Raw genomic sequence first — 26,471 nt, 5'->3', positions numbered from 1 at the left:
CCACAGCGGCCATCGTGACCGCCGCGGCTACCGGGGCCCGTCGGCGGCCCCGAACACGAAGGAGAAACGTGCCGGCTCGGCCCTCAGGAAGTACCGCGGCAGAGGGCCGGGCCCGCACGACTGCGAGCCGATGCCGTGCTGGCCGTGGTCCAGGTTCACCCAGACCGTGTCGCCCGGCACCAGATCGCTCAGGTGCCCGGCCGCGTCCAGCTGCTCGCTCGTCCAGCGCCGGGCCGTGAACCAGAACTCCGGGTCGCCCTCGACGCGCAGACCGCCGAGCTCCGCCCAGCGGACGTCGGCACGGGCGCCGTTCTCCTGCGGACGGACGTACGGTGTCTGCATACCGTCGACCGTCGACTCCCAGCGGCCGACCATCGACGACATCCCGGTGTCCGGATACGCCTCACCGGGACCGCCCCCGAACCACCGCACCCGGTCCGCGCCCGCCGGCAGCCCGAACCGGACGCCGAGCCGCGGCAGCGGCACCCTCCAGTCGCCGACCGGGGTCACCGACACCGTCAGCCGCAGCCGGTCGCCGTCCGACGTCCAGCGGTACACCGTCGACAGTCCCAGGTCGGTCCCCGCCGGCGCCACCCGGCTCCGCACCGTCAGCGCGTCGTCGGCCGCCTCCACCGCGTCCACCCGGTGCCGCATCCGGTGCAGGCCCACCTCGCGCCACAGCAGCCCGTACCGGGTGTCCGGCTGCCACCGCGCGCCCAGGTCGTTGTCCGTCGGCGCCCGCCACACGTCGAGCCGCAGCCCGTCGACCGCCACTCCGCAGATCGTCCGCGGCGCCCCCGTCCGCGCGTCGAACTCCGCCCGCCCCAGCCCGATCCGGGGCCCCTCGACCACCGGACGCCCGGTCGGCGCGACGGTCGGCGGTGTCCGCCGGGCCCCGGCCACCTGACCCCACGCCACCTCGTGCCCCCGGGCCGCCCACGCGGTGTCGGCCGCCAGCAGCGCCCGTACCGTCCACCGGGTCTCCGCTCCGCCCGTCTCACCGCCCGGCCGCTCCAGCTTCACCTCCGCCGACTCGCCCGGCGCGAGGGGCGGCACGGGCAGCGGGCCCGACGCGACCGCCTCGCCGTCCACCTCGTACGCCCACTCGAAGGCCAGCGCCGACAGGTCCGCGAAGTCGTGCTGGTTCGTCACCCGCACCGTGCCGTCGGCGCCGTCGCCCTCGATGCGGACCGGTTCGATCACCTTGCCGTACTCGACCAGGCCCGGCGACGCGGTGCGGTCCGGGAACAGCAGCCCGTCGCACACGAAGTTGCCGTCGTGCAGCTCCTCACCGAAGTCCCCGCCGTACGCGAACCCGAACTCCGGGTGCCGCACGCCGTGGTCGATCCACTCCCAGACGAACCCGCCCTGCAGCCGCTCGTACCGCTCGAACAGCCGTTGGTAGTCGGCGAGTCCGCCGGGGCCGTTGCCCATGGCGTGCGCGTACTCGCAGAGGATCAGCGGCAGTTCGCGGCGCCGCCGCGAGCCGCCGTCCAGGCCCCTGCCGATCCGCTCGACCTCGGCGTGCGGGGGGTACATCCGCGAGTGGACGTCCGTGTCCCGGCACGTGGCGTCGCCCTCGTAGTGCAGGAGCCGGGAGGAGTCCCGGCCGCGGATCCACTCGGCCATCGCCGTCAGACCGCGGCCGGTGCCGGCCTCGTTGCCGAGGGACCACATCACGACCGAGGGATGGTTCTTGTCCCGCTCGACCATACGGGCGGCCCGGTCCAGCAGGGCCGGGGTCCAGCGGTCGTCGTCCACCGGGTTGTCCCGCCAGGCCTGCTCGGTGAAGCCGTGCGTCTCCAGGTCGCACTCGTCGATCACCCACAGGCCGTACTCGTCGCACAGATCGAGGAACGCCGGGTGCGGCGGATAATGGGAGGTGCGCACGGCGTTGACGTTGTGCCGCTTCATCAGCAGCACGTCCTGCCGCATGGTCTCCGGGTCGAGGGCGCGGCCCCGCTCCGGATGCCACTCGTGGCGGTTGACGCCCTTGAACAGCACCGCCCGGCCGTTCACCTTGACCAGGCCGTCCTCCAGCGCCACCGTGCGGAAACCGATCCGCAGCGGGACCCGTTCGCCGGGCGTCGCGAGCACCCCGTCGTACAGGCGCGGCGTCTCCGCCGACCACGGCTCGACCGGGACGGTCGCGGACTCGCCGGTCGCGACGTCCACGCCGAGGCCCGGCACCGTGACCCGGCCCGGCACGTCGGAGTCGACGCGCAGGGTGCCCTCGCCCGTGCGGTGGTCGTAGGAGGCGTGCACGAAGAAGTCGCCGGCCGCACCCGGCGGGCGGTGCAGCAGCGTCACGTCACGGAAGATGCCGGGCAGCCACCACTGGTCCTGGTCCTCCAGGTAGGAGCCCGCGGACCACTGATGGACACGCACCGCCAGGACATTGCCGACAGTCTTCAGCAGATGGCCGACCGCGAACTCGTGCGGCAGCCGCGAGCCCTTGAAGTCGCCCAGCTCGGTGCCGTTCAGCCACACCCGGGCGCAGGACTCGACCCCGTCGAAGCGGAGTACCGCGTCACCGGCCGCAGGGGCGGGCCAGTCGTCCGGGAGGTCGAAGACGCGCAGGTGGTCGCCGGTCGGGTTCTCCGTCGGGACGCGCGGCGGATCGACGGGGAAGGGATAGCGGTGGTTGGTGTAGGCGGGCGCGCCGAACGCCCCGTCCCCCTGGAGCACCCAGTGGCCGGGCACCGCGACCTCGGCCCAGTCCCCGGCGTCGTACCCGGGCGCGGCGAACGTGTCGTCCTCGGCGTCGGCGGTCGCCGACAGGCGCAGACGCCAAGTTCCGTTCAGGGAGAGGGCCCTCGCGTCCGAGGACGGGTACCAGGCGCGGGGCGGCAGCGCCCCGCGGCCCGGCGAGACGTCCTCGACGTAATCGACGGCCGTTTCGCGGAAGGTCATCGGTCTCCTAGGTCAGCCCTTGATGCGGCGGAGGCAGGATCGGGAACCCCAGGAAGTACTGCCGGGACGGGAGGCCGGTGAAACCACCGCCGCGTCACCCGCCGAGGACGTCCCGCAGGAAGGCGTTGGTGAACGTGCCGGACGGGTCCAGCCGCCGCACCAGCCGCTCGAAGTCCCCGAACCGCGGGTAGCGCTCCCGCAGTTCCCGGCCGGGCGTGGTGAACACCTTGCCCCAGTGCGGGCGCGCCTCGAAGCCGGCCAGCGCCTGCTCCAGCCGTCGCACCACTGGCAGCACCGCCGCCGTGTCCTCGACCCAGGTGAAGTGCGCCGCCACGGAGTCCCGGCCGTACGCCGGGCTCAGCCACTGCTCGTCGGCGGCGACCGTCCGCACCTCGCAGGTCTGCAGCACGGGGGCGACCGTATCCCGGATACCGTCGATCGCATGCAGCATGTCGATTGCGTACCGCCGCGGCATCAGGTACTCCGACTGCAGCTCCGCCCCGCTGCTCGGCGTGAACTCGGCCCGGAAGTGCGGCAGCCGCTCGTGCCAGGGCCCGGCCACCCCGAACTGCTCCGTGCAGTTGACCGCCGGCATGCCCGGCACCGGGTGCATCTTCTCGGCGGCCGGGGCGGCCCACGGGACGTCGGGCAGCGGCTGGTCGGTGCGCCGCTTCAGCCACACCTGCCGGAACCCCGGCGCGCGCCAGTCGGTGAACAGGCTCACGCTGTACGCCGCCGACATCACCGCCTCGAACGTGTCGGGGTCCAGCCCGGCCAGGGGCAGTTCGGTGAACACGTACTGCTCGACCTCGTAGGCCGGCTCCAGGTCGAGGGTGAGGGCGGTGACGACCCCGAGCGCGCCGAGCGAGGTGACCGCGCCGCCGAACCGCCGGTCGTCGCGGCGCAGGGTCTCCAGGCCGCCGCCCGCGGTCACCATCTCCACGTCGCGCACGGGCGCGGCGAGCGGGCCGTTGCCGACGCCCGAACCGTGGGTGCCGGTGGCGACCGAACCGGCCACCGAGATGTGCGGCAGCGACGCCATGTTGGGCAGCGCGAGGCCCCGCGCGTGCACCTGGCGGGCGAGTTCCGCGTAGCGGACACCGCCGCCGACCCGCACGGTGCGGGCCGTGGTGTCGACGTCGACCTCGGCCGGCAGGTCCGCCAGCGACAGCAGCACGCCGTCCGTGTCGGGTGCGGCGATCTCGTTGAAGGAGTGTCCGCTGCCGAGCACCCGCACCCGCCCGCTGCCCGCGACCAGCGTGCGCAGCGCGTCCAGGGAGCGCGGCCGGTGCAGCTCCTTGGCGGTGTACGTGATGTTGCCGGCCCAGTTGGTCACCGTCTCGGTCATGCGTCGCGTCCTTCCCCGAGGCGTGGAGAGCATGGCGGACCAGGCGGTCCCTGCCGGAACCTACCTCCCGGACCCGGTCCCGGGCCGACGGGGTCCACCTGCTGAGAGCGCTTTCCGACCGCGGCCCGCGCGACGTGCCGGGGCCCCGCCGAGGCTCGCGCCGAGCGGGGGGCATACCGTGAGGAGTCGTACGTCCGAACCGGGAGGAGACACTTCGATGGGCAGCCGCACCGCGCTGGTCGAGGATCTGATGGAGCGGTTCCCGCACGTCCCGCGGGAGGCCGTCTTCAAGGAGGACCTGCTCCGGGGCGGAGTCGCGTTCGATCCCTCGGCGCTGAGCGACAACGAGGGCGGAGAGGTCAAGCCGAAGTCGTACTTCATCTTCTCCTTCGACCACGGCACGCTGCCCGAGCTGGGCGAGGCGGCCCTCAGGCGCCCGCCCGAGGAGATCGTCCTCACCGGCGGCCCGTACGACCTGCGCCGCACCGTCGTCTCGGTGCGCGTGAACCCGTCCTCGCCGTACCGCGTCGCCGCGAACGACGACGGCGTGCTCGGCCTCTACCTCGACGGGAAGCGGATCGCCGACGTCGGCGTGCCGCCGATGCCGGAGTACTACCGGCACACGCTCAGCAACGGGAAGTCCGTCATGGAGGTCGCCCCGACCATCCAGTGGGGCTACCTGATCTATCTGACCGTCTTCCGGGTCTGCCAGTACTTCGGCGCCAAGGAGGAGTGCCAGTACTGCGACATCAACCACAACTGGCGACAGCACAAGGCCGCCGGTCGACCGTATACAGGCGTCAAGGACGTGGACGAGGTCCTGGAGGCCCTGGAGATCATCGACCGGTACGACACCCAGAAGGCGTCCACCGCGTACACCCTCACCGGCGGCGCCATCACGTCGAAGGTCGCCGGCCGGGACGAGGCCGACTTCTACGGCCACTACGCCAAGGCCATCGAGGAGCGCTTCCCGGGCCGCTGGATCGGCAAGGTCGTCGCCCAGGCGCTGCCCAAGCCGGACGTGCAGCGCTTCAAGGACTACGGCGTGCAGATCTACCACCCCAACTTCGAGGTGTGGGACCGGCGCCTGTTCGAGCTGTACTGCCCCGGCAAGGAGCGCTACGTCGGCCGCGACGAGTGGCACCGCCGGATCCTGGACTCGGCGGACGTGTTCGGCGCGCGCAACGTGATCCCCAACTTCGTGGCGGGTGTGGAGATGGCCGAGCCGTTCGGCTTCACCACCGTGGACGAGGCGATCGCCTCCACCACCGAGGGCCTGCGCTTCTTCATGTCGCACGGCATCACGCCCCGGTTCACCACCTGGTGCCCGGAACCGACCACGCCGCTCGGCAAGGCCAACCCCGAGGGCGCCCCGCTGGAGTACCACATCCGCCTGCTGGAGGCCTACCGCGCCACCATGGACGAGTTCGGCCTGTCCTCCCCGCCCGGCTACGGCCCGCCCGGCCCCGGCCGCGCGGTGTTCTCCGTCAGCTCCTTCATGGACAGCCTCTCCGCGACGGAGCCCGTCGAGGTGTGACGGCGGCGGACGGTGGCCGGTCCTCCCGGTTGCGGCTTGCCCGGCCACCGCATTGCCCTGCGACGCTTGTCAGCGTCGCGGGCGGCGTGCAAGGCTTCGTGCCCTGCCGCGAGGTTTCTCACAACTCCACCCCTCGTGCGGTGAGTTGGCCTCGCTCGTGGATGCGGGAGACACATGCCCGACCTGCCCACTCCTCGGGACGCGACCGAGGCCGCGCTGTTCTCCGAGTGCTGGGACGCGGTGCTGTCCTACGCCGACCTGTGCACGGCGGGCGGCGACGCCGCCACGGAACTGGCCGGCGAGGCGTTCGCGCGGGGCATGCGCGAGGTCCGCGCCGCCGAGCACACCGCACGGGGCCGCCGCCCGCCCGGGCTGCCCCGGATCCCGCACCTGCTGACCGCCGTACGCGTCACGGCCGCGGCCTGGGAGACCGACGGCCGGGGCCACAAGCTCGCCCCGGACCTGCGGCTGTGGCTCACCTCCGAGGACGCGGCCCGCTGGAGCGGCCCGCCGCCGCGGCGCCCCGTCGCCCTCCGCGCCCTGCGCGACCTCCAGGAGGCGGACGCCGCACTGCTGTGGCTCGCGGACGTGGAGGCCCTGCCGCTGCCCACCGCCGCCCGCCGGCTCGGCCTCGACCCGGCCGACGCGGCCGACGAACTCGCCCAGGTGCGCGGCCTGTTCCGGGAACGCTGCCGACGCAACCACCTCGACACCCCGATGGACGCCCGCTGCCGCAGCTACGCCCGGCTCCTGGACGCCGTCACCCGCTCACCCGCGCAGGACGCCCCCGAGGACCTCTCCCGGCACCTCGCCACGTGCGCCCGCTGCGCCGAGGCCGCCGCTTGCCTCCGCCAGGGCGCGGCGCTGCCCGGCGCGCTCGCCGGGGGAGTGCTGGGCTGGGGCGGCCTCGCCTACCTGGAGCGCCGCCGGCGCGCGGCCGACGTACGGCTCGGCGCCGGGCCGTACGGGGCGCCGGAGACGGACGCCGCGGACCCGGAGGACGCCGGCCGGCGGGGGCGCGTCCTGCGCGGCGGGCTGTTCGTCGCCGCGGCCCTGGTGTCGATGCTCGCGCTCGCCGTCTCGCTGATGCCGCCGGACCGGCCCACCGGCACGGCGGCGGCCGGCGCCGACCGCCCGACGCCCGCAGCCCCGACGGCGCCCTCGGCCACCACGGGGCCGCCGCCGTCCGCGTCCCCCTCCGAGTCCCCGTCCCGGGCCCGCTCCCCGCGCCCGTCCCGCAGCGGCACCCGGCCGCCCGGCGAGCGCGCCGGCCCCGCCCCCACGTCCCCGGCCACCGCGCCCGCCCCCACGTCACGGGGCCGCGGCACGCCCGCCCCGGACACCCCCGAGCCGCCCGCCTGCCGCGTCCGCTACGACCTCGTCAACCAGTGGCCCGACGGCTTCCAGGCCACCGTCACCGTCACCACCGAGGACCCTCTCGACACCTGGCGCGTCGCCTGGACCTTCCCGGACGGCCAGCGCGTCACGCAGATGTGGGACGCGACGTACGCGCAGGACGGCGACCGCGTCACGGCGACCGCCGCCGACCACAACCGCGCTGTCCGCGCGGGCGGCAGCCTCACCTTCGGCTTCGTCGCCTCGTGGAGCGGCAGGAACGCCCCGCCGTCCGCCTTCACCCTGAACGGCGGCGACTGCGCCAGGGCCTGAGCGGCGCCGCGCCGGTCAGCGCACCACCGGACCGAGGGCCTCCAGCAGCCGGTCGACGTCCTCGTCGCTGCTGTACGGCGCGAGGCCGACCCGCACCCCGCCCTCGTCGCCCAGACCGAGCCGCCGGGACGCCTCCAGCGCGTAGAACGAGCCGGCCGGGGCGTCCACGGAACGCTCGGCCAGCAGCCGCGCGACGTCGGCCGGGCGCCGGCCCGCGACGGTGAACAGCAGCGTCGGCGTGCGCCGCGCCGCCCGCGAGTACACCGTGACCCCGCCCAGTTCCGCCAGCCCTCGCTCGATGCGCCCCCGCAGCGCGTCCTCGTGCTCCTCGACCGCGGCGAAGGCCGCCCGCAGCCGCGCCCGGCGGCCGTCCACCGCGTCCGCCGCGTCCACCGGGCCCGGCGCGCCTGCCGTGCCTGCCGTGTCCGAGGTGCCCGTCGCGTTCGGTGCCAGCCCCGCGAGGAAGTCCACGGCGGCGCGCGCCCCGGCCAGCAACTCGTACGGCAGCGTGCCCAGTTCGAAGCGCTCCGGGACGGTGTCGGCGGACGGCAGCAGCTTGTCGGGCCGCAGCGACTCGAGCAGGTCGAGCCGCCCCGTCAGCACGCCCAGGTGCGGGCCGAGGAACTTGTACGGCGAGCAGACCAGCGTGTCGGCGCCCAGCGCGGCCAGATCGACGCAGGCGTGCGAGGCGTAGTGCACGGCGTCCACGTGGCACAGCGCGCCCGCCTCGTGCGCCAGCGCGGCGAGGGCCGGGACGTCGGGGCGGGTGCCGATGAGGTTGGAGGCGGCGGTGACCGCGACCAGCCGGGTGCGCGGCGACAGCACGGCGGCGACGTGCTCCGGGCGCAGCTCACCGGTCTCCGGGTCGAAGTCGGCCCACCGCACGGTGGCGCCGGCCGCCTCGGCGGCCTGGACCCACGGCCGGATGTTGGAGTCGTGGTCGAGCCGCGTGACGACCACTTCGTCGCCCGGACCCCAGTCCTTGGCGAGCGTGCGGGCCAGGTCGCAGCAGAGCTGGGTGGCGCTGCGGCCGAAGACGACGGCCCGCGGGTCGGCCGCGAGCAGGTCGGCCAGGGCGCGGCGGGCCTCCAGCACGATGCCGTCGGCGTTGCGCTCGCCCTCGGTCAGCCGCCCCCGGTTGGCGAGCGGACGCGTGAGGGCCTCGGCGATCGCGTCGACGACCGGCTGCGGCGTCTGCGTGCCGCCGGGCGCGTCGAAGCGGGCCGAGCCGGACTTCAGGGCGGGGACCCGGGCACGGATCGCGGCGACGTCGAGGGCCATGTAAGACTCCAGGGCGGTACGGGTGCGGACGCGCCGAGAATACGTTCGGGACGCCGCCCCGGCACCACCGGCGCCCCCTTCGACGCCGCCCGGGCTTTCACCGGCGCCCCTCGGCGCCCCGCACCTACGTCCCGACCGCCCACGTCACCCCTGTCGAGCGCCGCTCACCACCCCCGGTTCCTCAGTTCCCGGGGATGCGGGACCAGAAGTGGTTGACGATGTCGTCGAGGTACTGCTGACCGGCCTTCCCGGAGGCGGTGTCGCCGCCGGCCCGGCTGAGCGTGGCCGCCAGGAGGGTCTGGTACTCCTGGTGCATGGAGCGCAGGGGATCCTGCAGATCGCGGCGGTCCATGGAGACGAGGCGCGCGATCGCCCGGATGTGGGCCTGCCAGCGCGTGGAGACCGCCTCGGTGAGGAGATGGGCGAGTTCGCCCTCCATGCCGGTGATCGCGACGAAGGCCCGCGGGGGCAGCTTGAGGAGGTCGCCGAGCGCGGAGGCCTGCCCCTTGCTGCCGGTCCACAGGCCGGTCTCCTCCATGTGGAGGTAGGCGTCGAGGGGCAGCCCGGTGACGCGGGCGACGTCCTCGGCGGCGAGGCCGCGGGCGAGACGGTGTTCGCGCAGGGTGCGGGGAGCGCCCATGAGTTCACGCGGGGCACACCACAACGCGCCGGCGAGAGCGGTGAGTTCGCTCGCGCTGGGCACCGCGGTCCCGCGTTCCCACGCGGCGATGTGGTCGGGAGTGATGTGGTTCAGGCCGTAGGAGGCGCGCATGCCGTAGGCGACGTGGCCGGGAGCCATCCCGAGTTTCTCGCGCAGGGTGCGGGCGGCGCGCGCGTTGAAGGGGAGTGGTGAATGCACGGAGCGAGAGTATGGAGTTCCCCCGGGACGAACTCCAGACCTCCGGCCGCCCGCATCCTGTTTTGGCAGGATAGGTGGCCGACAATTTTGCAGGAACCGGCAGAAGTGGCGCCGGAAAGTCAAGTATGGGAACCGCCTGGGGAATTGATTACGGCCCTCGCGTGCGTATGATCCGCCACCAAGGTGCCGCATGTGTGTTCGCCAATCGACTGCCACACTCTCTCGGCGGCACCGCCAGGATTTCCGCACACTTGCAGGTCCAGGAGACGCAGTCATGACCACCAGCACGACAGGTCCGGCCGAGGCGCCACCCACGAGAAACGGCGGCCCGCTCGACCACTTCTTCCGCATCACCGAACGCGGTTCGACATACGCCCGTGAGATACGCGGCGGATTCGCCACGTTCTTCACCATGGCGTACATCCTCGTACTGAACCCGATCATTCTCGGCAGCGCCGAGGACAAGTTCGGGAACCAGCTGGATGCCGCCCAACTGGCCACCGCCACCGCCCTGGTGGCCGCCGTCATGACCGTGATCATGGGCGTGGGCGGCAACCTGCCTCTCGCCCTGGCCGCCGGTCTCGGCCTGAACGCCGTCGTCGCCTTCCAGATCGCCCCGCTGATGGCGTGGGACGACGCGATGGGCCTCATCGTGCTGGAAGGTCTGCTGATCTGCGTCCTGGTGCTGACCGGTTTGCGCGAGGCGGTCATGCACGCCATTCCGCAGCCGCTCAAGCAGGCCATCAGCGTCGGTATCGGTCTGTTCATCGCTTTCATCGGTTTTGTGGACGCCGGATTCGTCACGCGAATCCCGGACGCCGCGAACACCACGGTTCCCGTGCAGCTCGGCACCGGCGCTCTCACCGGCTGGCCCATGCTGGTGTTCTGCCTCGGCGTCCTGGTGACGATCGTGCTGCTGGCCCGCAAGGTGAAGGGCGCCATTCTCATCAGCATCGTGCTGATGACGGTCGTTTCCTTGATCATCAATGCGATCGCCGACGTCAAGTCGTGGGGTCTGACCTCGCCGACGCTGCCGGACAAGCCCGTCGCCGCCCCCGACTTCGGTCTTCTGGGCGAATTCGACCTGCTCGGCGCGTTCGGTCAGGTCAGCGTGCTGACCGTCGTCCTGCTCGTCTTCACGCTCATCCTGTCCGACTTCTTCGACACGATGGGCACCGTCGTCGGCGTCACCGCCGAGGCCGGACTCCTCGACGAGCGCGGGCAGGTTCCCGGCCTCGGCCGCGTCCTGCTCATCGACAGCACCGCGGCCGTCGCCGGTGGCGCCGCCTCCGCCTCGTCCGCCACGACGTACATCGAGTCCGCCGCGGGTGTCGGCGAAGGCGCCCGCACCGGCTTCGCCAACCTGATCACCGGCGGTCTCTTCGCGCTCGCGCTGTTCTTCACGCCCGTGCTGACCATCGTGCCGCTCCAGGCCGCGTCGCCCGCCCTCGTCGCGGTCGGCTTCCTGATGATGACGCAGGTCAAGCACATCGACTGGGACCGCTACGAGCTCGCCGTCCCGGCCTTCCTGACCATCGTCGTCATGCCGTTCACGTACTCCATCACCAACGGCATCGGCGCCGGCTTCATCGCCTACGTGGTCATCAAGGCCTGCCTCGGCAAGGCCCGCGAGGTGCACTGGCTGCTGTGGGGCACCGCGGCGCTGTTCTTCGTGTACTTCGCCATCGACCCGCTGGAGCAGCTGCTCGGCATCAAGTAACCGCACCACCGCCTGTCACCGGGGTGGCCTCGGCCCTGTCCGCCGAGGCCACCCCGACGACGTTCTCCGGGGCGCCGCCCGCGCATCGGGGAAATCCGGTGGCACGCGCGTGTGCACGCCTCTAAGGTGGGGGCGAATCGAGCGACGGCCCACGCCGCCGCCGCAGACCGGGTGAAGAACGGGAGGTGTGACCGATGGCTGTCTTTGCGAAGGGCGCTGCCCGCATCCAGTTCGTCGTCAAGTCCACCTCCGTGGCCACCGGCTGACCTTCACACCAACCGCGCCGACGCGCGCGTGCCGGGGCCACCCCTCCTCGAAGGGCCATCCCCTTGAGCTCCAGCTCATCCGTACCCGCCGTCTCCATGTCCCCGCTCGCCCCCTACGGCTGGGACGACGCCTGGGCCGAGACGTTCGCCCCGTACGAGGCCGACGGGCTGCTGCCCGGCCGGGTCGTCCGGGTCGACCGCGGACAGTGCGACGTCGTCACCGCCGGCGGGACCGTGCGCGCCGACACGGCGTTCGTCACCCCGCACGACCCGCTGCGCGTCGTCTGCACCGGCGACTGGGTCGCCGTCGAACCCGGCGGTACCCCGCGCTACGTACGCGCGTACCTGCCGCGCCGTACCGCCTTCGTGCGGTCCACCTCCTCCAAGCGGTCCGAGGGGCAGATCCTCGCGGCCAACGTCGACCACGCGATCGTCGCCGTGTCGCTCGCCGTCGAACTCGACCTCGGCCGCGTCGAACGGTTCCTCGCGCTCGCCTGGGAGTCCGGGGCGCAGCCGGTGGTCGTCCTCACCAAGGCCGACCTCGTGCCCGACGAGGCGACCCGGGCCCACCTCGTCCAGGACGTCGAGACCAGCGCGCCCGGCGTGCCCGTGCTCCCCGTCAGCGCCCGCGACGGGGACGGGCTCGACGTGCTCGCCGCCGTCGTCTCCGGCGGCACGGCCGTGCTGCTCGGGCAGTCCGGCGCGGGCAAGTCCACCCTCGCCAACGCGCTGCTCGGCGAGGACGTGATGGACGTGCGGGCCACCCGTGACGTGGACGGCAAGGGCCGCCACACCACGACCACCCGCAACCTCCTCGTGCTGCCCGGCGGCGGCGTGCTCATCGACACGCCGGGGCTGCGCGGCGTCGGGCTGTGGGACGCCGGGAGCGGCGTCGGGCAGGTCTTCGCGGAGATCGAGGAACTCGCCGAGGACTGCCGCTTCCACGACTGCGCCCACGACAGCGAACCGGGCTGCGCGGTCCGCGCCGCCATCGACTCCGGCGCCCTCCCGCACCGGCGCCTGGAGAGCTACCGCAAGCTCCTGCGGGAGAACCAGTACATCGTTGCCAAGACGGACGCGCGCCTGCGGGCGGAGCTGCGCAAGGACTGGAAACGCAAGGGCGCCATCGGCCGCGCGGCGATGGAGGCGAAGCGGGGCCGGATCCGGTAGCGGGCCGCGGGCCCTCCGGGGACGCCAGGGGGCGTCGGCGCGGTCCTCACGACCACACCGGCGCCCCCGCCGCCCGCCGTCCTGGTCGACCGGCGCCCCCGGAGGCCGCCCCCCGGCCGCCTCGGGATGCCCCCGTGTCCCCGCCGACTGGCGTCCCCGCCGCCGGCGCCCCCGGAGGCCCTCCTGCCGCCTCGGGGGCCCGTGTCCGTGTCCCCGCCGCCCGGTGGCCCCGCCGCCCGCCACCGGAGACCGCCCCTTGCCGCCCAGGCCCGCCCCTTGTCGCCCAGGGCGGCCCCGTGTCCGTGTCCCCGGCGACCGCCACTCCCCGGCGCCCGGCGCCCCTGTCGCCCGTCACCTCCGTCACCCCGCCGAGCGTCGTGTCCGATTTCCGCCAGCCGGTTGTCCGGCGAGGGCGGAGACTGGGAGGCGTGATGGACGCGGACAGCAGGTACGAGGCCGTGCGGAGCCGGGACGCCCGGTTCGACGGGGCGTTCTTCTTCGCCGTCGCGACCACCGGCATCTACTGCCGGCCCAGCTGCCCGGCGGTGACGCCCAAGCGGCACAACGTGCAGTTCTTCACCACGGCCGCCGCCGCGCAGGGCTCCGGGTTCCGGGCCTGCCGGCGGTGCCGGCCCGACGCCGTGCCCGGCTCGGCCGACTGGAACGTCCGCGCCGACGTCGTCGGCCGCGCCATGCGGCTCATCGGCGACGGAGTCGTGGACCGCGAGGGCGTCGCCGGGCTCGCCGCCCGCCTCGGCTACAGCGCCCGGCAGGTGCAGCGGCAGCTCACCGCCGAAGTCGGCGCGGGCCCCGTCGCCCTCGCCCGCGCCCAGCGCGCCCACACCGCGCGCGTGCTGCTGCAGACCACGGACCTGTCGATCACCGAGATCGCGTTCGCCGCGGGCTTCGCCAGCGTCCGCCAGTTCAACGACACCATCCGCGCCGTGTACGCCCGCACCCCCACCGCGCTGCGCGCCACCGCCCCCGCCGGCGCCGCCCGCCGCACCGGCACCCCGTCCGCCGGCATCCCGCTGCGCCTCGCCCACCGCGGCCCCTACCAGGCGGGGTACGTCTTCGACGTCCTCGCGCACGAGGCGGTCGCCGGCGTCGAGGAGGTCGCCGGACCGGTCGGCGCCCGCACCTACCGGCGCACCCTTCGCCTGCCCTACGGCACGGGCGTCGTCGCCGTCGAGGAACGGCCCGGCGCCGCACGGACCGCCTCCGGTACCCACCCGGGCGGCTGGCTCGACGCCCGGCTGCACCTCACCGACCCGCGGGACCTGACCACCGCCGTGCAGCGGCTGCGCAGACTGTTCGACCTCGACGCCGACCCGTACGCCGTGGACGAGCGCCTCGGCGCCGACCCCCGCCTCGCCCCGCTCGTCGCCGCCCGCCCCGGCCTGCGCGCCCCCGGCGCCGCCGACCCGGAGGAGATCGCCGTACGCGCCCTGACCGGCAGCGCGGAGGCGGCACGGCTCGTCCTGCGCCACGGCAAGGCCCTCGACGCCCCCTGCGGCACCCTCACCCACCTCTTCCCGGAACCGGCCGCCCTCGCCGAGGCCGAGCCGGACACCCCGCTCGGCACCCTCGCCGCCGCCCTCGCGGACGGCACCGTGCACCTCGACCCCGGCGCCGACCGCGACGACGCCCACGCCGCCCTGAGCGCACTGCCCGGCCTCGACGCCCGTACCGTGGCCGTCGTCCGCGGCCGCGCCCTCGGCGACCCCGATGTCGCGCCGCCCGGCGTGGACGTCCCCGACAGCTGGCGCCCCTGGCGCACCTACGCCGTACACCACCTGCGCGCCGCAGGGGAGTGGGAGTTGTGATGACCGACCCGACCACGACCACCGCCGCCGTCCTGTGGACCCGGCTCGACAGCCCCGTCGGCCCGCTGCTGCTCACCGCCGACGCGTCCGGCGCGCTGACGTCGCTGTCCGTGCCCGGCCAGAAGGGCGGCCGGAGCGTCCGGGACGACTGGCGGCACGACCCGGGGCCGTTCCGCGAGGCCGAGCGGCAGCTCGCCGCCTACTTCGCGGGCGACCTCAAGCAGTTCTCGCTGCCGCTCAGCACCGACGGCACCGCCTTCCGCGAACGGGTCTGGGCCGCCCTCGACTCCGTGCCCCACGGGACGACCACCACGTACGGCGAGATCGCCGCCCGCGTCGGGGCGCCCCGGGCCGCCGTCCGGGCCGTCGGAGGCGCCATCGGCGCCAACCCGCTGCTGATCGTCCGCCCCTGCCACCGGGTGATCGGCGCCGACGGCTCCCTGACGGGCTACGCGGGCGGCCTGGACCGCAAGATCCACCTGCTCACCCACGAGGGCGCGCTCGCCGCCGCGCCGCTCTGAACGCCGGGCGCGCGCCCGCCCGCGCACCCCGGACCCGGCCCCATGGCACCGCGCCGCTCAGCCCCACAGCACCGCGCCCAGCCACGCGCCCGCGATCAGCAGGCAGGTGAACAGCTCCGCCAGCACGCTGGAGCCGCCCGAGCGCATCGCCGTGCGCAGCGCCGCCCGCGCCTCCCCGTGCCCGCCGAGACGAAGCCGCTCCGACAGGTAGACGCCGGCGACGAAGCCGGGGATCGCGCCGATCACCGGCAGCAGCAGGAACCCGAGGAACGCCCCGGTGCCCGCGTACACCGCCGTGCGGTGCGTGACGCCGCCCGCGCGCAGCCGGCGCGGCGGCAGCGCCCAGCGGACCACCTGGGCCAGGAACAGCAGCACCGTGGCCCCGACCAGCACCCACCAGGAGACCGGCCGCGGGTCCTGCAGCGCCCACCACAGGACGGCGGCCCACACCAGCCACGACCCGGGCACGCCGGGCACGAGCACCCCGTACAGCCCGAGCGCGATGACCAGGCCGACCAGCAGCAGGCCCCACACTCCCATCTGTCCAGAGTGCCGGACCGGGGGAGGCGCCGCAGGCCGGCCGGCCTGCCGCCCGCACGGCGGGTGCCGAATTTCCGGTTGACCCCCTTTCCCACCGCCCGGCCGGTGGACAATCGAGGGCATGAGCCAGCAGGGGGGAAGTCCCACCGGACACGAGGACGACTGGTGGCGGGAGTTGTACGACGACGCCACCGGCGACACGGGCCCCGCGCCCGCGCCCGACTCACTGGACGACCGGTTCGCCTCGGCGGCCGGCACGGTCGGCACCGGGACCACGGCCCGGCCGCCCAGCGACCGCACGACCGCCACGACCGGCGCCGTCCGGCCCGTCGTGGAGCCGCCGGACCCGGAGCCGCCCGGCGCGTCGGTCCCGGCGTCCCGGCCGCCCTCCGACGACGTCCTCGTACCGCCGCCCGACCGCCCCGGCCCGGACTACGTCGGGCCCCGCCCGCCCACCTACGACGCCGAGCCCTCCGCCCTGCCGCCCGCCGACCCCGACGCGCTCACCGACCTCGTGCCCGACACGGTGCTGGACGGCGCCCGGTACGGCACCTGCACGCTGCGCGCCGCCTCCGTGCGCGGCGACTCGGCGCGGTTCCGGGGCGAGCCGCGCCGCGACTTCCTGCTCACCGCCCGGTTCGGCACCGGCGACCAGGCGCTGGTACTGGTCGCGATGGCCACCGGCGCCCGGGGCACGCCCGGCGCGCACCGCGCCGCCGCCGAGGTCTGCCACTGGATCGGCCGGGCCGTCGGCCGCAGCCACGTCCGGCTCGCCGAGGACCTGCGGGCGGCCAGGCGCGGCGACCTGAAGTCGGGCCTGCACCGGCTCACCGACCGCGGCCTGGGCAGGCTCCGCGCCGGAGCCGCCGAGCAGGGCGTCCGGCCGGAGGCCTACACGGCGAGCCTGCGCTGCCTGCTGCTGCCTGCCGACCCCGCGTGCCGCACCCGCGTGTTCTTCGGCGTCGGTGAGGGCGGCCTGTTCCGGCTGCGGGACGGGCGGTGGCAGGACATCGAACCGCGCGTCACCGACGCCGTCGGCGAAGGAGTCGTCGGCTTCGGCTCGCCGCCCGCCGAGACCCCCGACGGCGACCGCCTCACCCTGGACCTCGGCATACCCACCCCGCCCAGCCCGTACGAACCGGCGCCGGGGCCGCCCCGCGAGCCGTTCCGGTTCCGCGCCTCCCTGGCCCGCCCGGGTGACACGCTGCTGCTGTGCACCGCGGGCCTCGCCGAGCCGCTGCGCGGCGAACCCGACCTGGCCGCGTACCTCACCGAGCGGTGGTCCGGCCCCACCCCGCCCGGCCTCGCCGGGTTCCTCGCCGACACCCAGGTGAGGGTCAAGGGCTACGCCGACGACCGTACGGCCGCCGCCGTGTGGGAGGCGTAACGCCGCTCGCTGTGCCTCCATGGAAGTCGGGAAGGGCCCCGCGACGGGCGGGCGCCTCGCACCGAGCGACCGAGCGACCGAAGGGGCACACGCAGCCATGGCCAAGCAGAACGTCGCCGAACAGTTCGTCGACATCCTCGCCCGCGCCGGAGTCGAACGCCTCTACGGCGTCGTCGGCGACAGCCTGAACCCGGTGGTCGACGCCGTGCGCCGGCACCGGTCCATGGACTGGATCCACGTCCGGCACGAGGAGACCGCCGCGTTCGCCGCCGGCGCCGAGGCCCAGATCACCGGCAAGCTGGCGGCGTGCGCCGGCTCCTGCGGCCCCGGCAACCTGCACCTCATCAACGGCCTGTACGACGCCCACCGCTCGATGGCCCCGGTGCTCGCGCTCGCCTCGCAGATCCCGTCCAGCGAGATCGGCCTCGGCTACTTCCAGGAGACCCACCCCGACCAGCTGTTCCGCGAGTGCAGCCACTACAGCGAGCTGATCTCCAACCCCCAGCAGATGCCCCGGCTGCTGCACACCGCCATCCAGAACGCCGTCGGCCGCTCCGGCGTCAGCGTCGTCTCCCTGCCCGGCGACATCGCCGACCGGCCAGCCCCCGAGGGCGCCGCCGAGACCGCCCTGGTCACCTCCCGGCCCACGGTCCGGCCCGGCGACGCCGAGATCGACGCCCTCGTCCGCATGATCGACGACGCGGACAAGGTCACCCTGTTCTGCGGCAGCGGCACGGCCGGCGCGCACGCCGAGGTCATGGAGTTCGCCGAGAAGATCAAGTCCCCGGTGGGGCACGCCCTGCGCGGCAAGGAATGGATCCAGTACGACAACCCCTTCGACGTGGGGATGAGCGGGCTGCTCGGCTACGGCGCCGCCTACGAGGCCACCCACGAGTGCGACCTGCTGATCCTGCTCGGCACCGACTTCCCGTACAACGCCTTCCTCCCCGACGACGTCAAGATCGCCCAGGTGGACGTCCGGCCCGAGAACCTCGGCCGGCGCTCCCGGCTCGACCTCGCCGTGTGGGGCGACGTGCGGGAGACCCTGCGCTGCCTCACCCCGCGCGTGAAGGTGAAGAAGAGCCGCCGGTTCCTCGACAAGATGCTCAAGAAGCACGCCGACGCGCTGGAGGGCGTCGTCAAGGCCTACACCCGCAAGGTCGACAAGCACGTCCCGATCCACCCCGAGTACGTGGCGGCCGTCCTCGACGAACTCGCCGACGACGACGCCGTGTTCACCGTCGACACCGGCATGTGCAACGTATGGGCCGCCCGCTACATCTCGCCCAACGGGCGGCGCCGCGTCATCGGCTCCTTCTCCCACGGCTCCATGGCGAACGCGCTGCCCATGGCGATCGGCGCCCACTTCACCGACCGCCGACGGCAGTTCGTCGCCATGTCCGGCGACGGCGGATTCAGCATGCTGATGGGCGACTTCCTCACCCTCGTCCAGTACGACCTGCCCGTGAAGGTCGTCCTGTTCAACAACTCCTCCCTCGGCATGGTCGAATTGGAGATGCTGGTCGCCGGTCTGCCGTCCTACGGCACCACCAACAAGAACCCCGACTTCGCCGCCGTCGCCCGCGCCTGCGGCGCCCACGGCATCCGCGTCGAGAAGCCCAAGCAGCTCGCCGGGGCGCTCAAGGAGGCCTTCAAGCACAAGGGCCCCGCCCTCGTGGACGTCGTCACCGACCCCAACGCCCTGTCCATCCCGCCGAAGATCAGCGCCGAGATGGTGACCGGCTTCGCCCTGTCCGCCTCGAAGATCGTGCTGGACGGCGGCGTGGGCCGCATGGTCCAGATGGCCCGCTCCAACCTGCGCAACGTGCCACGGCCGTAGGGGGTGTCTGACAAATGCCCGCGGCGTCGCGGCGCCTGGCACGCGCGCTCGCGGCGTTGCCGAACCGCCCACGTGGCTCCTCCCCCAAGCTCGGCTTCGCTTGCTCGGGGGCACCCCCATCGAGGACGCTCCGGCGCCTTGCGATCGCACGCACCAGACACCGCTCCTTCTCCCGCGCTCATTTGTCAGACACCCCCTAGGGCCCTCGCCGCCTTCTACGGCGTGTACGCCGTCCACGCCCGCGTCGACGTGTCGTACAGGTGGCGCGGCAGCCCCTCGACGGCGCTGGTGCGGAACGGGCGGCCGTCGTCGTCCACCCGGACGGTGCCGGTGCGGCCCTGCGACGACCAGTCCAGTTCCAGGTACCAGCGGCAGTCGCAGCCACCGGTCCGCGCCGTCACCAGCAGCACCTCCGGGTCCTCGGCCGACACCCGGTACGGCAGGCGCACCGCCGGGATCGGCGTGCCCGCGTCGTTGCCGTCGACCGGGCGGGCGATCGGCCGGTCCTTGTCCAGGTCGACTGCGAAGTGCCGGGGCGTGATCGAACCCCCGCAGCCCTGGTCCATCGCGTAGACGGACCCCTGCACGGGGTCCGCCCGCCCGACGACGCGGACGCGGAGGGCTTCCAGGACGACGGCCGTGGACGACCTGCCCTGCACCGAGACCTCCACCATCGTCTCCCTGCCGTGCACCGCCCCCTGCGTCGCCGCCCACGTCGCGGCGTCCTGCGGCGCCGGGGGCGGCGGGACCTGCGAGGGCGGCTTGCGGACGACGTAGTCGTGGCCGCAACCGCCCGCCCAGACGTGCGAGTCGGCGGTCCAGGTGAGGGGCGTCCCGGTGGCGGGAGCGCTGGTGGTTTCCTTCGGTTGCGCGGTGTGCCGGTCGCTGTCGCCGCGGCCCGCTTGGGGCGTGGGCCGCTCGGCGCCGTCCGCGGCCGAGGGGGTGCCCGTGCGGGCGCCGGGGGAGGGGCCGCCGCGCGGCGCGTCCGACGGTCCGGGCCGGGCGTGCGGGGTGGCGGCCGGTCCGGAGGGGGCGGCGGCCCGCGTGCCGTCGTCCGCCGGGGTGCGGTTCGCCGACAGGGCGGAGAGCCCGCCGAGCGCGACGAGCAGTGTGGCGGACGCGGCGGCGGCCACGGCGGTGCGGCGCCGGCGGTACCAGGCGCTTGCGGCGGCTGTGTCCTTCGTGGTGTCGGGCTCCGCCGTGCTGCCCGAGCCGTCCGTGTCGTTCGTGTCGTTCGAGGGCTTCGGGTCCTCCGGCGGTTCCGGCGGTTCCGTGGACTGCTCGGGTTCTGTGGGCTGCTCGGATGGGGGCCCGGCAGCCGGGCCCTTCTGTGCGCGGCGGCGGGCCGCGGCCGCCGCCATCCAGTGGCGGTGCAGTTCCAGGCGCTCCTCGGCCGTCGCTCCGCACAGCGCCGCGAAGCGCTCCACCGGCGAGAAGTCGACCGGGACCGCCTCGCCCGCGCAATAGCGGTGCAGCGTCGAGGTGTTCATGTGCAGGCGGCGGGCCAGCGAGCCGTAGCTGCGGTCCGTCCGCTCCTTCAGCCTCCGCAGCAGTGCCGCGAACTCCTCGACCTCGTCCCGCCGTTCCGACCCCACCACGCCCCGTGTCCCTCCCCGTCCCGGGACGGCGTCCCAGGCACCTCATGTATCCGCACGTCGGACGGCCTGGGACGGTTCCACCCACGCCGGTCGGGCAACGGCCGTTGCGCCGCCCCGCCGTGACCGCCGATGCTCTTGGAGTCACGCCGACCGCCGGTCGGGTGACACACCATCACGCTCTCACGTCCGGGGGGACACGCATGCCCGAACGCCTCCGCGTCGGCACACTCACCGCCTGCGCCGCCGCCGTACTCGCCGCCGCCACGACGCTCACCGTCACCGCGCCGGCCGGTGCCGCGCCCGCCGCCGCCCCAGCGCCCACGTTCCTCTCCGCCGCCGACCTGCCGCCGCACCCGTACTCCGCCTGGAGCGCCGGCGCGGTCACCGACGGCGTCCCCGTCGAGCTGCTGCTCTGCCTGGAGCGGGTGCTGCCCGCCGACGGCTCGCGGTACCGGGACTTCTGGACCGAACTCGACACCACCGCACGTCAGTTGACCGTCGTCGCGAAGAGCGCCACCAAGGCCGGGGCCCTGGCCGCGCGCATCGACCAAGAGATCCGCTCCTGCCCGGAGCGCGTCGGGGCGGACCCCGAGGTGGAGGCGGCGCTGGAGGACCACGGGCCCGTCGCGGTCGAGGAGGGGGCCCACGTCTACGGCCTGCACACGCGGACCTCGTGGGGCGCGAACGACATCCGTCTGATCTCCGTGGGCAGGGACGACCGGACCGTCACCGTCGTGGACTGGTCGCAGATCGGCGACTTCGACGACGCGCCGGTCGCCGCGTTCCGCGACACGACCACCGCCGCGGTCGACAAGCTGTACTGACCGCGCGCCCCCCTGCGGGGGCTCCCTCCCGCCCCGGGGGACGGGAGGGAGCCCCCGCCCCGACGTCCGCGTCGAAGGGCCTCGGGGCGGAGGTTTCCCTACGACCGGATCGGCAGGTGTCACTGGCCAGTTGGGCCCACGCCGTGCGGCGTTCACCATTCCGCATGACTGTCCCGTGCCCGATCGGGCAAGGATCCCCGTGTACCTGTTCGAGCAGGAGGGAACCGACCATCGCCGCGCGGGGGATCATGAAGAGGCAGTTACGAGGTGGGTTTCCGGCAGCGGCCGCGGTCTCCTCGGCACAGACCGTGGAGGAGACGGCCGGCGGTGACCCGGAGCGCGCCACCGCACCTCAGCTCAGACGCAGACTCGGGCGGGCGGACCTGAGGGCCGTGCCGGAGGCCCGCAGGGCGCTGCGCGAGCTGTTGCGCCAGTGGGGCAGGCCCGGACGATCCGAGATAGCGGAGCTGCTCACCAGCGAACTCGTCACCAACGCCCTCGTCCACACCGACGACGACGCGGTCCTCACCGCGACGGTCCGGCCGGGCGGACTCCGCGTGGAGGTCAGGGACTTCGTGGCGGGCCGGCCGAGGCCCTGCGTACCGTACGCCGACGACGGTGCGCAACGGACCGGCGGCCGGGGCCTCGTCCTCGTGCAGTCCCTCGCCGACGCCTGGGGAGTCCGGCCGCACGGCGTGGGCAAGGCCGTGTGGTTCGAACTCGACGCGGGAGCCGCCTGAACCGCCCGACGGGGCAGGCGGGGCATACGCCAACGGGGCGGGGCGCGGCCCGTACAGGCCGCGCCCCGCCCCGTGGTGCTCGTTTCCGCCCGGAGCCGTGCAGGTCACCTCGGAGCCCGTCCGGCTCAGCCGAACTGCTGCTCCAGGTCCTTGAGTTTGCGCTCCAGGGAGTCGAGCCGCGGCAGTGCCATGGTGTCGTCCTCCGCGGTGAGGTCGACGGTCACGGGGTCAGAGGCGCCGCGCACGGGCTGAAGGGAGGGACGCGAGCGCACGGGCAACTGCTCCGGCGTGGAAGCCGCTATGGCAGGCTCCGCGGAGACCCGGTCGGAGTCGCGCTCCACCTGTACCTCCACCTCCACCTGGCGCCCGCCGCGGCCCGGAAAGGTGCGGTGGCCCCGGCTGATCGCCTTCAGCTGCGCGCGCTCCATGCGCTGCGCCTCCCGGCGCCGCATGCGCTCCTGGTCCTTGCGGCGCTTGTCGTCGCGGACCTCCTCGACCGCCTCGTCCAGGCTGCGCACGCCCTCCAGGAGCATCAGCGACCACGCCTTGTACGTCTCACGCGGCGCCCGCAGCCAGCGGACCACGCGGATCTGCGGCAGCGGACGCGGCACCAGGCCCTGCTCGCGCAGCGCGGCCCGGCGGGTCTGCTTCAGAGCGCGGTCGAACAGCACCGCCGCGGACAGGGACATGCCGGCGAAGAAGTGCGGGGCGCCGTCGTGGCCCAGACCCCGGGGTGCGTGCACCCAGTTGAACCACGCGGCGGCACCCGCGAACGTCCACACCAGTATCCGGGAGCCGAGCGCCGCGTCACCGTGGCTGGCCTCGCGCACCGCGAGCACGGAGCAGAACATCGCCGCGCCGTCCAGGCCGAACGGCACGAGGTACTCCCAGCCGCCGGACAGGTTCAGGTTCTGCCGGCCGAAGCCGACCAGTCCGTGGAAGGAGAGTGCCGCGGCCACCGCCGCACAGCAGAAAAGAAGGACGTAGGAGGCCGTGCCGTAGAGGGCCTCCTTGCGCCTGCGGCGCTCCTCGCTGCGCTCCCACGAGTCGTCCGCGCTCGTGTCCTTCCCCGAGGAGCGCTTGCCGTGGGCGAGCACCGCCACCGCCGCCAGCATGCCCAGGAGCAGCACGGCGCCCGGAAGCAGCCAGTTCAGCGATATGTCGGTCAGTCTCATCTGGGTCCCTTGCATTGGGATAGGGCGTAACGCCCGCCATAGTGGCCCAAACCCACCGGCCCTCAGGGGGTTTCGGGGCAAGAGGCCGCCAAGGAGGTGCAAGGGGATGCCCAGGGCAGCGATCTGCTCGAACTGCCGCTTGAGGGGCGGGAGTTGAGTTCGAATAAGACTACCCGTGCGGGTGGTTCCATGGAAAATTGCTGCGGTTGGTGAGGGAGATGTGAAGCAGCCGTGGCCGAATCCCAGCGGCCCCGGGGCGTCCGTGTGGTGACCGGGGCGACGTGGGGTGATCCCTCGTCAGGCGGCCGTCGTCGCCAGGAGTTTGGTGATGCGGTCCGCGTCGCAGGTGCGCGGGCAGGTGGCGCACGTGTCCTCGGGGCGCACCGTGTAGAACATGCAGCAGCTCGCCCGGTCCCGGGTCGGCAGTGACTCGCCGTTCGGGCCGGTCAGCTCCCGGAAGCCCGCCGCCCCGGCGTACGGCTTCGTCGCGCCCGGCAGCAGCAGCTCCAGTTCGCGCATCGCCCGCTCCTCCTCGCCGAAGAGGTGGGCGACGTACCAGAGGCCCTCGACGATCTCGTCGGTCGCCATGCCCCACAGGGCCCGGCCGCGGCGGCGCATGCGGGGGCCGAAGGCCGCGAGGACCGGTTCGAGGTGCTCGGCGACCGCGGCCCGCACCTCCGCGCGCAGCGCCTCCTCGTCGGGGACGACGCGCGCGCCCGGCAGGGCGGCCGCCGGGTCGCCGGGGAGGCAGGCGAAGTCCGTCGGCAGGACCGTCATGCGGCCGACGGACAGGCCGGGGGCCGTGCGGTCGTACGCGACGTGCGTCACGGGGTAGCGGGGGACGCGGCGGCTCAGGAACCAGGGGACGGTGATCAGCAGGCAGGCCGGCCAGGCGTAGCGGTGCAGGCCGAAGCTGGCGACCACGTCGGGGCGGGCGCGGTGGCCGTAGTCACGCAAGGTCTGCGCCTCGTCGTGGGCGAGGAAGGCGTCGAGGGCGGCGGGGTCGGTGGCGAGGGCGGCGGTGGTGACGGCGGGCGCCCCGGGGGTCCGTTCCGTGATCGCCAGGCCCGGGAACGCCTCGGTCAGGCGGGTGTACGCCTCCGTGAGGGGTGAACGGAACACAGGCATACGAGGACCACCGATCCGCGACGTCTTCGGGCGTGCTGAAGGTAAGGCTTACCTTAGCGGAGATCGTGGGGATGTGAACTGACCGCCTGTACGCCTATCGTGCTCCCGAGCGGGTCACATCCCCGCCGCAATGATCCCAAGTGCCGACAAGCCCGGAGGAGGACCCGTGACGCAGGGTGTGCAGGGCTCCGCCGAGCCCGTCGTACGGGTGCCGCTCCAGCCGGGGGCGGCGGACGTGGACCGGACGGCGGGGCGGAGCGGCCCCGCCGGGGGCCCGGCCGGCGTCCAGGACTCCGCTCGCGGGGAGCACACGCACGGTGAGCAGGCCGTCACGCGGGTGCAGCGGTCGTCCGTGCGCGGGCAGATCCTGGACGCGCTGCGGACCGCGCTGGTCTCGGGGGAGCTGCGGCCGGGGGAGGTGTACTCGGCGCCGGTGCTCGGTGAACGGTTCGGGGTGTCGGCCACGCCGGTGCGGGAGGCCATGCAGCAGCTGGCGCTGGAAGGCGCCGTCGAGGTGGTGCCGAACCGGGGGTTCCGGGTCGTGGTGCGGGGCGCGCGGGAGTTGGCGGAGCTGGCCGAGGTGCGGGCGCTGATCGAGGTGCCGGTGATGCTGCGACTGGCGCGGACGGTGCCGGCGGAGCGGTGGGCGGAGCTGCGGCCGCTCGCGGAGTCGACGGTGCGGGCGGCGTCGTCGGGGTGCGCGGCGTCGTACGGGGAGGTGGACCGGGCGTTCCACCGGGCGGTGCTGTCGCTGGCCGGGAACGGTCAACTGCTCCAGATCGCGGAGGACTTGCACCGGCGTTCGCAGTGGCCGGTGCTGAGCGGACCGGCGACCCGGGGCCGGGCGGACCTGGTGGCGGACGCGGCCCAGCACACGGCCCTCCTGGACGCGTTGATCGCACGCGACCTGGACGTGGTGCGGGAACTGGTGCGGGAGCACTTCGCGGGCGCGTGACGCGTCCGCTGGGTTTTGACTGGGCCGGCTGGGCCGGGCTGCTCTCGGCTGGGGTGCGGATGCCTGCGGCGGCCTGAGCGGGTTCGGTGGGGGTGCGCGTCGCGCCTGCGGTCCGGTGGTGGGTCGGGGCCGCGCCGGGGGGTGTCCGTCCTCGGAACGGCGCGGGTCAGGTGTCTCAAGAGGCTCGACTCTGTTGACGCGCCGTCCGCTGCGGGCGGACACCCCCCGCCACGTCCCCTTCCCGCCGTAGGCGAGTGCGGCCCGGCGGTCGCTCCCGCCGCAAGCCGCGGGCAGTCGTCCCGCAGCGGGCGGCACCCCGTCATTGCCGGGCGGCGCGTCCCACCCTCGTTCGTCCCGACGTCGGGTCGCAGCGGCTACGCCGCCCCCGCATCCGGTGCCGGCAGGGCCAGTTGGCGGGAGAGCCAGGTGGGGACGCCGCCCAGGAGGCGGAAGAGGCGGCGGGCCTCCTCGCGGAGGCGGGTCGCCTCCGGTTCCGGCTCGGCGTCCGCGAGGGACGCGAGCGCCGGTGCCGTGCCGACCAGGTAGCCCAGTTCCTCCCGGATGCGCAGGGACTCCGCGAAGCCGTGCCGTGCCTCCGCCAACTCCCCGTCCCGCAGGGCGAGTCCCGCGAGGTGCCGCCACGTGAAGGAGAGCAGCAGCGCGTCGGAGTGCGCCGTCGCCCCCGCGTGCGCCCTGCGGTACGCGGCCCGCGCGGCCTGCGGGGAGCGCGTCAGGTTCTCGGCGAGCAGTCCGCGGCGGAAGTCCAGCAGCGCCCGCCCGGGCGAACCCGGCGGAATCAGGGCTGCCGCCCGGCCCAGCGCAGCCCGCGCCTCGTCGGCGCGGTCCCGCACCGTGTGCAGCGTCGACGCGTACGCCAGCTGCCCCCGTTCGCAGGCCGCCGCCCCGCGCTCCTCGTCGGTGTGGGCCAGCGCCTCGGCGGTGCGCAGCGCGTCCTCCGCCTCCTCCCAGCCCTGCTCGGTGAACAGGCACCGCTCCACCAGCAGCGCGGCCCGCTGCAGCGCGGACGCCGGGGTGTCCGGTGTCAGCAGGGCTGCCGCGTCGGCCCAGCATGCGCGTGAGCGCAGCCGCCATACCGCGGTCTGGAGTGGATCGTCACCGGCGGTCGTTCCGTTACCAGACATGGCGGTATGCGCCACGTTGCCCTCCCCGAGCAC

General features: G+C 74.2%; 20 protein-coding genes. 11 read left to right on the top strand and 9 right to left on the bottom strand.

What is annotated here, in order from left to right; all coding sequences use genetic code 11:
• Positions 1-27: 27 nt before the first annotated feature.
• Positions 28-2,913, bottom strand: a complete 2,886-nt coding sequence (locus ACZ7D7_RS19100) for a glycoside hydrolase family 2 TIM barrel-domain containing protein (protein WP_470825624.1) — start codon at positions 2,911-2,913, stop codon at positions 28-30.
• Positions 2,914-3,007: 94 nt separating this feature from the next.
• Positions 3,008-4,261, bottom strand: coding sequence for a D-arabinono-1,4-lactone oxidase (locus ACZ7D7_RS19095; protein WP_470825623.1), 1,254 nt, complete (start codon positions 4,259-4,261; stop codon positions 3,008-3,010).
• A 217-nt stretch (positions 4,262-4,478) separates the two neighbouring features.
• Between ACZ7D7_RS19095 and ACZ7D7_RS19090 the strand changes: the two genes are divergently transcribed.
• Complete coding sequence (locus tag ACZ7D7_RS19090; RefSeq protein WP_470825621.1) at positions 4,479-5,798, top strand: radical SAM protein; 1,320 nt, start codon at positions 4,479-4,481, stop codon at positions 5,796-5,798.
• 174 nt (positions 5,799-5,972) lie between these two features.
• On the top strand, positions 5,973-7,466 hold the full coding sequence (locus tag ACZ7D7_RS19085) for a cellulose binding domain-containing protein (protein ID WP_470825620.1): 1,494 nt from the start codon (positions 5,973-5,975) through the stop codon (positions 7,464-7,466).
• Between the two features lie 15 nt (positions 7,467-7,481).
• On the opposite strand, the gene ACZ7D7_RS19080 is transcribed toward ACZ7D7_RS19085, so the two are convergent.
• On the bottom strand, positions 7,482-8,747 hold the full coding sequence (locus ACZ7D7_RS19080) for a cysteine desulfurase-like protein (RefSeq protein WP_470825619.1): 1,266 nt from the start codon (positions 8,745-8,747) through the stop codon (positions 7,482-7,484).
• Positions 8,748-8,928: 181 nt separating this feature from the next.
• Entirely contained in the window at positions 8,929-9,606 is a 678-nt protein-coding gene (locus tag ACZ7D7_RS19075; RefSeq protein WP_470825618.1) for a helix-turn-helix domain-containing protein, read from the bottom strand.
• Between the two features lie 274 nt (positions 9,607-9,880).
• On the opposite strand from ACZ7D7_RS19075, the gene ACZ7D7_RS19070 reads away from it, so the two are divergent.
• The 4 genes from ACZ7D7_RS19070 to ACZ7D7_RS19055 all read left to right on the top strand — a co-directional run bounded on the left by ACZ7D7_RS19070 (position 9,881) and on the right by ACZ7D7_RS19055 (position 15,109).
• Positions 9,881-11,326, top strand: coding sequence for an NCS2 family permease (locus ACZ7D7_RS19070; RefSeq protein WP_470825617.1), 1,446 nt, complete (start codon positions 9,881-9,883; stop codon positions 11,324-11,326).
• Between the two features lie 362 nt (positions 11,327-11,688).
• Positions 11,689-12,762, top strand: coding sequence for a ribosome small subunit-dependent GTPase A (gene rsgA / locus ACZ7D7_RS19065; protein WP_470825850.1), 1,074 nt, complete (start codon positions 11,689-11,691; stop codon positions 12,760-12,762).
• Positions 12,763-13,193: 431 nt separating this feature from the next.
• Positions 13,194-14,588, top strand: a complete 1,395-nt coding sequence (locus tag ACZ7D7_RS19060) for a bifunctional transcriptional activator/DNA repair enzyme AdaA (protein ID WP_470825848.1) — start codon at positions 13,194-13,196, stop codon at positions 14,586-14,588.
• Positions 14,588-15,109 (top strand): methylated-DNA--[protein]-cysteine S-methyltransferase, encoded by a 522-nt coding sequence (locus ACZ7D7_RS19055; protein WP_470825615.1) that lies wholly within the window; start codon positions 14,588-14,590, stop codon positions 15,107-15,109. The genes ACZ7D7_RS19060 and ACZ7D7_RS19055 overlap by 1 nt, the downstream gene beginning before the upstream one ends.
• Positions 15,110-15,166: 57 nt before the next feature.
• Here ACZ7D7_RS19055 and ACZ7D7_RS19050 read toward each other — a convergent pair whose 3' ends face one another.
• On the bottom strand, positions 15,167-15,649 hold the full coding sequence (locus ACZ7D7_RS19050; protein WP_470825613.1) for a DUF456 domain-containing protein: 483 nt from the start codon (positions 15,647-15,649) through the stop codon (positions 15,167-15,169).
• Between the two features lie 121 nt (positions 15,650-15,770).
• Between ACZ7D7_RS19050 and ACZ7D7_RS19045 the strand changes: the two genes are divergently transcribed.
• Complete coding sequence (locus ACZ7D7_RS19045) at positions 15,771-17,036, top strand: protein phosphatase 2C domain-containing protein (protein WP_470825612.1); 1,266 nt, start codon at positions 15,771-15,773, stop codon at positions 17,034-17,036.
• Positions 17,037-17,133: 97 nt separating this feature from the next.
• On the top strand, positions 17,134-18,876 hold the full coding sequence (locus ACZ7D7_RS19040) for a pyruvate dehydrogenase (protein WP_470825611.1): 1,743 nt from the start codon (positions 17,134-17,136) through the stop codon (positions 18,874-18,876).
• A gap of 215 nt (positions 18,877-19,091) precedes the next feature.
• On the opposite strand, the gene ACZ7D7_RS19035 is transcribed toward ACZ7D7_RS19040, so the two are convergent.
• Positions 19,092-20,474 carry a helix-turn-helix domain-containing protein gene (locus tag ACZ7D7_RS19035; RefSeq protein ID WP_470825609.1) on the bottom strand — a complete coding sequence of 461 codons (1,383 nt, stop codon included), beginning with the start codon at positions 20,472-20,474 and terminating at the stop codon, positions 19,092-19,094.
• 200 nt (positions 20,475-20,674) lie between these two features.
• On the opposite strand from ACZ7D7_RS19035, the gene ACZ7D7_RS19030 reads away from it, so the two are divergent.
• Positions 20,675-21,298 carry a hypothetical protein gene (locus ACZ7D7_RS19030; protein WP_470825608.1) on the top strand — a complete coding sequence of 208 codons (624 nt, stop codon included), beginning with the start codon at positions 20,675-20,677 and terminating at the stop codon, positions 21,296-21,298.
• Between the two features lie 248 nt (positions 21,299-21,546).
• Entirely contained in the window at positions 21,547-22,038 is a 492-nt protein-coding gene (locus ACZ7D7_RS19025) for an ATP-binding protein (protein WP_470825606.1), read from the top strand.
• Between the two features lie 125 nt (positions 22,039-22,163).
• Here ACZ7D7_RS19025 and ACZ7D7_RS19020 read toward each other — a convergent pair whose 3' ends face one another.
• Both ACZ7D7_RS19020 and ACZ7D7_RS19015 read right to left on the bottom strand, forming a co-directional pair.
• Positions 22,164-23,213: a DUF2637 domain-containing protein gene (locus ACZ7D7_RS19020; RefSeq protein ID WP_470825605.1), complete on the bottom strand. Its 1,050-nt coding sequence runs from the start codon at positions 23,211-23,213 to the stop codon at positions 22,164-22,166.
• A gap of 297 nt (positions 23,214-23,510) precedes the next feature.
• Complete coding sequence (locus ACZ7D7_RS19015; RefSeq protein WP_470825604.1) at positions 23,511-24,341, bottom strand: (2Fe-2S)-binding protein; 831 nt, start codon at positions 24,339-24,341, stop codon at positions 23,511-23,513.
• Positions 24,342-24,471: 130 nt separating this feature from the next.
• Between ACZ7D7_RS19015 and ACZ7D7_RS19010 the strand changes: the two genes are divergently transcribed.
• Positions 24,472-25,296, top strand: a complete 825-nt coding sequence (locus ACZ7D7_RS19010; protein WP_470825603.1) for a GntR family transcriptional regulator — start codon at positions 24,472-24,474, stop codon at positions 25,294-25,296.
• 374 nt (positions 25,297-25,670) lie between these two features.
• Here ACZ7D7_RS19010 and ACZ7D7_RS19005 read toward each other — a convergent pair whose 3' ends face one another.
• Complete coding sequence (locus ACZ7D7_RS19005; RefSeq protein WP_470825602.1) at positions 25,671-26,453, bottom strand: hypothetical protein; 783 nt, start codon at positions 26,451-26,453, stop codon at positions 25,671-25,673.
• Between the last annotated feature and the right edge of the window lie 18 nt (positions 26,454-26,471).

The sequence above is a fragment of the Streptomyces sp. NPDC037054 genome (assembly GCF_055606745.1).
The sequence above is the reverse complement of the archived record's forward strand: the minus strand, read 5'-3'. Positions and strand labels throughout refer to the sequence as shown.